Genomic DNA, 8,414 nt, shown 5'->3' with positions numbered 1-8,414 from the left:
ACCAGTTGAGCGGATTCGCGTTTAAACTCTGCGCTGAAATTTCTTTTTTTCATTGGAGCACCTGTGTTGTTCTGAGGTGAGCATATCACCTCTGTTCAGGTGGCCAAATTTAGTGTGCCACTACAATTGCCACAATATAGAGGTTGTAACGGTTGGTGGTGTAGTTACAACGCGACAGAATACGGATCCCTGTCGCCAGCACCATGCCGAACATGACAAGCCCTGCACCACCAAGTACAAATTGCGGAATGGAAGCTACCAACACTGCCATTTTGGGCACCATACCGAACAGAATAAGAATGATCCCGGAAGAGATACACACCCAGCGACTGTGAACGCGTGTTACGCTGACCAGACCGACGTTCTGCGAAAATGAGGTATGCGGGAAGCTGTTAAATGTACCGCCAATCATTGTTCCGACACCATCTACGCGCAGCCCGCGAATAATGTCTTGTGAAGAAAGTTTTCGACCAACAATTTCCCCAAAGCCAGGAACATCCCCATTGACTCAATAAACACGATGATTAACACGGCGGTCATGGTCAGAATGGAAACAGGATCGAAAACTGGCATACCAAACGACATTGGCGTGACAATGGCAAACCACGATGCATCATATAATCCGGACAGATTTACTTCGTTCATCATCCATGAAAGGAAGAAGCCAAATACAATCCCCAGTAATACGGCAACGTTGGACATAAATCCTTTCGCATAGCGAGTAATGAGCAAGATAAAAATTAAGACTGCGAAAGAGATGCCTAAATAAACGGGATTGCCATATTGCGGATTGCCCTTACCACCAGCAGCCCAGTCAATACCAACCTGAATAATACTCAGCCCGATAGAGGTAATAACTACACCGGTAACCAGCGGTGGGAACAAAGGCATTAAGCGACCAATAAGTGGTGCTAATAATGTTGTGATAAACCCTGCTGCGATAGTCGCGCCAAAAATCCCCAGCAGGCCGATATCGGGGTTCATCCCAATGGCAATCATTGGCGTTACAGCCGCAAAGGTCACCGACATAATCACCGGCAGGCGGATCCCCATAAAGCGGCCGACACCGATACATTGCAATAACGTGACGATCCCGCAGCAAAAGAGATCCGAGCTAATAAGCATTGCTATTGCTTCTTTGGAGAGGCCGAGTCTGTCACCAATCATCAGTGGTACAGCGACCGCGCCTGCGTACATAACAAGGACGTGTTGCAGACCGAGTATGATCAACTTTCCTGGTGATAATATACGGTCAACCTCATCAGTGGGGCAGTCTTGCCCTGAAGATGAGGGTAATTGGGAATCTATGGCGCTCATCAGTCATTCTCCTTTCGCTCGCCAGAGTAAAAAGCAACCGTTTACGTTAATAAAACTGTCTAATGACATGCTCGTGGGATGCCAGTTTTAGCGATGAGAGGGAGTTATAGAATGGAAATGCGGAGGCAATCACATAATCGCGGTTAAACCGAAAAAGTGAGAAAATAAATGGGCAGTGAAATTATCTCTAATTTTCTCATATTGATATTTCTTTAATCATTCTGGCATGTCGGACTCTCGCATTTAATGTTTTTGAGTCGGATACTTCTGTTTTTTGTAATGATGTTTAATGAATGAAAGCAGCATATATTGGGGGGCAATAATTTGATCTCAGTAGCAAAATGATTATTAAATCGGGCATGTTCTATAATATATGCCCGTTTATTGCATCGCGACATTTGAGAAGACATAACTCATCAAATGAAAGGGATGCAAATGAATAAGTTTATCGCTGCTGATGCTGCGGAATGTATAGGCTGCCATGCCTGTGAAATTGCCTGTGCGGTGGCACACAATCAAGAACTCTGGCCGCTGAGTCATCGTGACTTTCGACCCCGTATCCACGTTGTTGGGAAAGGGCTGGCGGCTAATCCGGTGGCCTGCCATCATTGCAACAATGCTCCCTGCGTTACGGCTTGTCCGGTAAACGCTCTGACTTTTCAGCCCGATAGCGTACAACTGGACGAACAAAAATGTATTGGTTGTAAAAGATGCGCAATCGCTTGCCCCTTTGGGGTCATTGAGATGGCCGATACTATTGCGCAGAAATGTGACCTTTGTAACCAGCGCAGTTCCGGCACGCAAGCTTGTATTGAGAGTTGCCCAACACAGGCGTTACGGCTGATGGATGATAAAGGGTTACAGCAGATAAAAATGACCCGCCAGCGCAAAACGGCACAAGGAAAAGCGTCAGAGGGAACTCCTCCATCCCGCCACGCGGCGTTGCTTCCTGTTAACCCACGCAAAGGCGCAGATAAAATTCCAGCGAATGAGCGGAAAAAACATTTTGGCGAAATTTATTGCGGGCTGGATCATCAACAAGCGGCTTATGAAAGCGAGCGATGTGTTTATTGTGCCGGGAAAGCCAACTGTAACTGGTTTTGCCCACTGCATAATGCGATTCCCGACTATGTTCATCTGGTACAGGAAGGGAAGATTATTGAAGCGGCAGAACTCTGTCACCAGACCAGCTCCTTACCAGAAATTTGCGGCAGGGTATGTCCACAGGACAGGCTTTGTGAAGGCGCATGTACGTTAAAAGATCACTCTGGCGCTGTATCGATCGGGAATCTGGAACGCTACATCACCGATACCGCGCTGGCGATGGGCTGGCGTCCCGATGTCAGCCTGGTTGCTCCCCGCGTGGAAAAAGTGGCGGTGATTGGCGCAGGGCCAGCGGGGCTGGGGTGTGCTGATATTCTGGCACGCGCGGGCGTTCACGTTGATGTCTTTGATCGTCATCCAGAAATTGGCGGTATGCTAACGTTTGGCATTCCTCCGTTCAAGCTCGATAAAAGGGTATTAAGCCAGCGGCGTGAGATATTCACCGCAATGGGAATCGACTTTCATCTCAACTGTGAAATCGGCCGCGATATCTCTTTCAACGAGTTAACGGTGGAATATGACGCAGTTTTCCTCGGTGTGGGGACTTACGGGATGATGCGTGCAGATCTGCCGCATGAAGACGCTCCTGGTGTCATTCAGGCGCTACCGTTCCTGACCGCCCATACCCGCCAGCTTATGGGATTGCCGGAGTCTGGAGAGTATCCGCTGACGGAAGTTGAAGGTAAGCGAGTCGTGGTATTGGGCGGGGGCGATACGACTATGGATTGTTTGCGTACTTCCATCCGTCTGAATGCCGCCAGTGTGACCTGTGCTTATCGTCGTGATGAAGTCAGTATGCCGGGTTCTCGCAAAGAGGTGGTCAATGCGCGCGAGGAAGGCGTTGAGTTTCAGTTCAATGTTCAGCCGCAATATATCGCCTGTGATGACGATGGGCGTTTAACTGCGGTGGGTCTGATTCGTACTGCAATGGGGGAGCCTGGGCCAGATGGTCGCCGTCGTCCACGTCCGGTGGCGGGGTCGGAGTTTGAGCTGCCCGCCGATGTTCTGATTATGGCCTTTGGTTTCCAGGCACATGCGATGCCGTGGTTGCAGGGCAGCGGAATTAAACTTGATAAATGGGGCCTGATTAAAACCGGCGACGCGGGATACTTATCTACTCAGACGCATCTGAAAAAAGTCTTTGCGGGTGGTGATGCCGTTCACGGCGCGGATCTGGTTGTTACCGCAATGGCCGCAGGAAGGCAGGCGGCGCGCGATATGTTAACTCTGTTTGATACAAAGGTATCGTGATGAAATCGTTAATTATCGTTAATCCGGCTGACTGTATTGGCTGCCGTACCTGTGAAGTTGCCTGTGTAGTCGCTCATCCGTCTGAACAGGAGTTGAATGCCGATGTCTTTTTACCCCGGCTGAAGGTACAGCGGCTGGACAGCATTAGTACGCCAGTGATGTGCCACCAGTGCGAAAACGCTCCTTGTGTTGGCGCTTGTCCCGTGCAGGCGTTGAGCATAGGGGAGCTGATGGTGCAGGCAAACTCTGCCCGCTGCATTGGTTGTCAGAGTTGTGTTAGTGCATGCCCATTTGGGATGATCACTATTCAGTCGTTGTCCGGTCATACCCGGCAACAAATCGTGAAATGTGATCTCTGTGAACAGCGGGAAGAGGGGCCAGCCTGCGTTGAATCTTGCCCGACGCAGGCTTTGCAGTTGCTGACCGAGAGAGAACTCAAGCGAGTTCGCCAGCAGCGTATTGCAGCCAGCGGTGCGAATCCTCTTTGATAAAAACCTCCGCGCTGAAAGGCGCGGAGAATCGTTTAGATTGCCCAACCACCCACGTAAAACGCGACCAGCGCGGCGGTAATGATAACAGTGCCGATATTCAGCTTGTGCCATTCGCGAGCAAAGACGCGACCTACGACCAGCGTCACAAACCCCAGCATAATACCGGTGACGATATTACAAGTCAGGACGATGAATACCGCGCAAACCAGCCCTGCCATTGCATCAATAAAGTCATTGAAGTCCAGCTTTGAGACGTTGCTCAACATCAGTAGCCCAACGTACATCAGCGCGGGGGCGGTGGCATAACCGGGGATCAGAAACGACAGCGGAGATAAAAACAGAATCAACAGAAACAGAACGCCAACCACGGTTGCGGTTAAACCGGTTTTACCCCCGGCTGCGGTCCCGGCCGCTGATTCGATATAAACTGCCGCAGGTGCTGCACCCACCAAACCGGAGAATATTGAACTTACCGAGTCACTGGTCAGGGCTTTGCCCCCGTTGATAATCTGGTTGTCTTTATCCAGCAGATTCGCCTGGCCGGCTACGGCACGGATGGTGCCGGTGGCGTCAAACACGGCGGTCATCACCAGCGCCAGTACACTCGGAAGTACGGTTGGCTGGAGCGCGCCCATAATATCCAGACTGAAAATCAGAGACTTACCATCTTCGCCAGTCAGGCTCGGCATTGCCACCAGACCGTGGTATTTCACCGCCGGATCAAAGATTAAGCCGATGATCGAGATGGCGATAATGACCAACAAGATCCCGCTTGGTATGCGGCATTTTTCCAGGCCGAAAATCACCGCTAATCCCAGCAAGCTCATCAGCACCGGGAAGGAGGTAAACGCGCCGAGCGCAACCGGTAAGCCTTCAATCGGGTTTTTGATAACCATACCAACGCCGTTAGCGGCAATCAGTAGCAGGAAAAGACCAATACCGATACCTGTACCGTGTGCAATACCCATCGGTAAATTACGCAAGATCCAGGTACGAATACCTGTTACGGAGATGGCGGTGAATATCAACCCCATCAGAAAGACCGCACCCAGTGCTACCGGAACGCTAATTTGTTGCCCGAGCACCAGACTGAATGCGGTAAATGCCGTTAAGGAAATGGCGCAACCAATCGCCATTGGCAGGTTAGCCCATAACCCCATCAGCAGGGAGCCAAAGCCTGCGACCAGACAGGTGGCAACAAAGACCGCTGCGGGAGGAAAACCTGCTTTACCCAGCATTCCTGGCACTACGATAACGGAGTAAACCATCGCCAGGAATGTGGTCAGGCCTGCCAGAACTTCCTGGCGAACGGTACTGCCACGAGCGGTAATTTTAAAATAATTATCCAGGGCGCCCTGTGGCTTTGATGCGTCCGGTGTTTGTAGGATGTCTCCAGACATAATGATGTCCTCACGAGGTTTATTATTAGTTACGTTCGTACACCAGACGACCATCAACGTAGGTGCGGTAGATCGAACGATCATCGCCCAGCGTCATCATCACGAACAATTTATCGACTAAAGATACAGAGTTGTCATAGCGCAGTTGCTGTAGCGGTGTGGCAGTGGGTTCCATCACCACAAAATCAGCCTCTTTGCCTGGTAAAAAATTGCCAATCAGGTTGTCAAGGCCCAGAGATTTCGCGCCGCCGAGCGTGGCAAGGTAAAACGCTTCATAGGCTGAGAGACGATAGCCCTGTAATTGCAACACTTTGTAGGCTTCGTTCAGTGTTTGCAGCATGTTGAAGGTGGTTCCGGCACCGATATCGGTTCCCATGCCCACTTTAACTTTCTTCTGCCATGCTTTTTGCAGATTGAATAAGCCGCTACCGAGATAAAGGTTGGAGGTCGGACAGAAAGCGATGCTGGATTGAGTTTCGCTAAGGCGATCCCACTCTTTTTCTTCCAGATGGACGCAGTGAGCAAAGACGCAGTTTTTACCGGTCAGACCGTACTGGTGGTAAACATCCAGATAACCATCATGTTCAGGATAAAGTGATTTCACCCAGGCAATTTCATCTTTGTTTTCACAGAGATGGGTATGTACCCACGTATCGGGGTACTCTTTTTTCAGGCGTTGCGCCATTGCCATCTGTTCGGGCGATGAAGTGGGGGCGAAGCGTGGTGTAATGGCGTACAACAGACGACCATTTTTGTGCCAGCGTTTGATCAGCTCTTTGCTTTGCAGGTAGCTGCTTTCGGCGGTATCAAGCAGATAATCCGGCGCGTTGCGATCCATCATCACCTTACCGGCAATCATGCGCATATTGATATGACTTGCGGCTTCAAACAGTGCATCAACGGATTGCGGATGAACCGTACCAAACACCAGTGCCGTGGTTGTGCCGTTACGTAAAAGTTGCTTGATGAAGAACGCCGACATTTCACGGGCGTACTCTAAATCCTCATAGCGACGTTCAGTAGGGAAGGTGTGTTTATTCAACCATTCCAGCAATTGTTCGCCATAGGCACCGACCATTTCACTTTGCGGGTAATGGATATGCGTATCGACAAATCCCGGTACTATCAGTTTGCCGCGATAGTCGCGAACGCGAATGGTGTCAGGAATTTGATGCTTGCCGTCTTCCCATTCGCCAAACCATTCCACCTTCCCCTGTTTAATGAGTAATAAACCGTCCTCAATAAAACGCAGCGCAGAGGCAATCTCTTCCGGGTTATCGACTGTACGGGTGACATCAATAAAACTGCCTCGTACTGCTTTTAACGTGTGTTCTCCTGACATCATTGACTCCTTTATTGTTAATCCATCTCTTCCGCTGAGGTAATACCCGGCAGAACGCTTTCCTGTCGGTAGCCACCAGGGAGGATAATATTTAATAAAATCGCAGTTAACCCGCCTGCACAAATAGGGTTTTCAACTAATACATAAATTGAGGCAGGTAATATTTTAAAAATTTCGGGGTCGTAGGAGACGCCAAGCCCTAAACCTAAAGAAGTGGCGACAATAAGTGTTTCACGGCGTTTTAATCCGTTGGTGATAATAATGCGGATACCGGCGATGGCAATCATGGAAAACATCAGCGTCATTGCCCCACCCAGAACTGCTGAGGGAATGGTAGTGAAGAAGCCGCCGATCATCGGAAATAACCCGAGGATAACCAACATTACCGCGATGGTTCGCCCGACATAACGTGAGGCGACGTCGGTCATCTGAATAACACCGTTATTTTGCGCAAAGGTAGTTAATGGTAATGAGCCGACTGCGGAGGCGATAACCGAAACCAGACCATCTGCCAACACGCCGCCTTTCAAACGTGATTGATATTCTTCCCCCTGAATGGGGCGGCGGGAAACCATTGCCGTGGCGGTGATATCGCCTACTGCTTCCAGTACGCTAAGTAGATAAATCGTGCCGACCACCAGGAACTGATGAAAGTTGAAACTAAATCCGTATTTGAAGGGATGCGGGACGGTGATTAACGGCAGATTGCGCATACTGCTGAAATCTACCATTCCCAGGCATAAGGATGCGATATAGCCGACACATAGCCCAATGGCGATCCCGCCCATGCGTAACAACGGACTGCGGCAGCAGTTAAAGCCGATCACCACAATCAGAACCAATAAGCCAACGCCGAGGTGTTCGTAATTGCCGAACGTACCGCTGCTTTTGGCTGCAAATCCACCACCAAAATCAATAATGCCGACTTTAATCAGACTTAAGCCGATCATCAGCACCACAATACCGCTGACGGTGGGGGAGATAACCCGACGTAAATAGGGCAGGATAAAAGAAGAACCGACAACCAGAAATGCGCCAACGAAGGAGACGCCGAGTAGCGACGACATGATTAATTCTTCGTGAAAACCGTCACTTTTCATGCTGCTGCCTAGCGCAATCATGACCGTAACAAATGAAAAATTAACGGATTGAATTGAGAGCAAACCGGAACCCACAATACCGTAACGGTTTACCTGTAACCAGGTGCCAATGCCAGAGGCAATCATCGCCATAGAAACCAGATAGGCGGTCGTTTCTGCAGAAAGCTGTAAAGCCGCACCAACAATTAATGCGGGGGTCACCATCGGAACAAAAATTGCCAACAGATGGGTAATGGCACCAACAATAGCCTGATGAAAGGGAGGGCGATCCTCCAGTTCAAATATAAGGTCGGAGCCTGCATGGTTTATATCAGACATCCCTTCACTCCTTTTAAAGTAAATTTGATCATCTGAATCAGTAAAATAAATACCCACGAATTTGGGGCGCAGGACGCCTTGAGAACGGCTT

5 protein-coding genes and 1 pseudogene are annotated in these 8,414 nt (G+C 49.8%); 2 read left to right on the top strand and 4 right to left on the bottom strand.

Features of this window, described 5'->3' with window-relative positions; genetic code table 11:
• Positions 1 to 109: 109 nt before the first annotated feature.
• A pseudogene (locus tag C7B16_RS20120) lies at positions 110 to 1,197 on the bottom strand (nucleobase:cation symporter-2 family protein).
• A gap of 555 nt (positions 1,198 to 1,752) precedes the next feature.
• Between C7B16_RS20120 and ygfT the strand changes: the two are divergent.
• Complete coding sequence (gene ygfT, locus C7B16_RS20110; RefSeq protein ID WP_085449213.1) at positions 1,753 to 3,672, top strand: formate-dependent uric acid utilization protein YgfT; 1,920 nt, start codon at positions 1,753 to 1,755, stop codon at positions 3,670 to 3,672.
• A complete protein-coding gene (locus tag C7B16_RS20105; RefSeq protein WP_001517022.1) occupies positions 3,672 to 4,160 on the top strand; it encodes a 4Fe-4S dicluster domain-containing protein in 489 nt (162 codons plus the stop codon). The genes ygfT and C7B16_RS20105 overlap by 1 nt, the downstream gene beginning before the upstream one ends.
• 35 nt (positions 4,161 to 4,195) lie before the next feature.
• Here C7B16_RS20105 and ghxQ read toward each other — a convergent pair whose 3' ends face one another.
• From ghxQ to xanQ, 3 genes are read right to left on the bottom strand one after another with little or no spacing between them, the layout of a single operon-like run.
• The gene (ghxQ, locus tag C7B16_RS20100) at positions 4,196 to 5,563 is read right to left on the bottom strand and encodes a guanine/hypoxanthine transporter GhxQ (RefSeq protein ID WP_107180064.1); all 1,368 of its coding nucleotides are present in this window, start codon (positions 5,561 to 5,563) and stop codon (positions 4,196 to 4,198) included.
• 25 nt (positions 5,564 to 5,588) lie between these two features.
• Positions 5,589 to 6,905 (bottom strand): guanine deaminase, encoded by a 1,317-nt coding sequence (gene guaD, locus C7B16_RS20095; protein WP_010378591.1) that lies wholly within the window; start codon positions 6,903 to 6,905, stop codon positions 5,589 to 5,591.
• Between the two features lie 17 nt (positions 6,906 to 6,922).
• A complete protein-coding gene (gene xanQ, locus C7B16_RS20090; protein ID WP_107180063.1) occupies positions 6,923 to 8,323 on the bottom strand; it encodes a xanthine/proton symporter XanQ in 1,401 nt (466 codons plus the stop codon).
• Between the last annotated feature and the right edge of the window lie 91 nt (positions 8,324 to 8,414).

Origin of the sequence: Escherichia sp. 20412-1, assembly GCF_003027595.1 — a bacterium.
Classification (GTDB): domain Bacteria; phylum Pseudomonadota; class Gammaproteobacteria; order Enterobacterales; family Enterobacteriaceae; genus Escherichia; species Escherichia marmotae.
Note: the sequence above shows the minus strand (reverse complement) of the source record. Positions and strands in the feature narration are given on the sequence as shown.

Excerpts from the sequence above, each read along its gene's own strand:
- ygfT (WP_085449213.1), top strand. The coding sequence starts at position 1,753 with ATGAATAAGTTTATCGCTGCTGATGCTGCGGAATGTATAGGCTGCCAT.
- C7B16_RS20105 (WP_001517022.1), top strand. The coding sequence starts at position 3,672 with ATGAAATCGTTAATTATCGTTAATCCGGCTGACTGTATTGGCTGCCGT.
- ghxQ (WP_107180064.1), bottom strand. The coding sequence starts at position 5,563 with ATGTCTGGAGACATCCTACAAACACCGGACGCATCAAAGCCACAGGGC.
- guaD (WP_010378591.1), bottom strand. The coding sequence starts at position 6,905 with ATGTCAGGAGAACACACGTTAAAAGCAGTACGAGGCAGTTTTATTGAT.
- xanQ (WP_107180063.1), bottom strand. The coding sequence starts at position 8,323 with ATGTCTGATATAAACCATGCAGGCTCCGACCTTATATTTGAACTGGAG.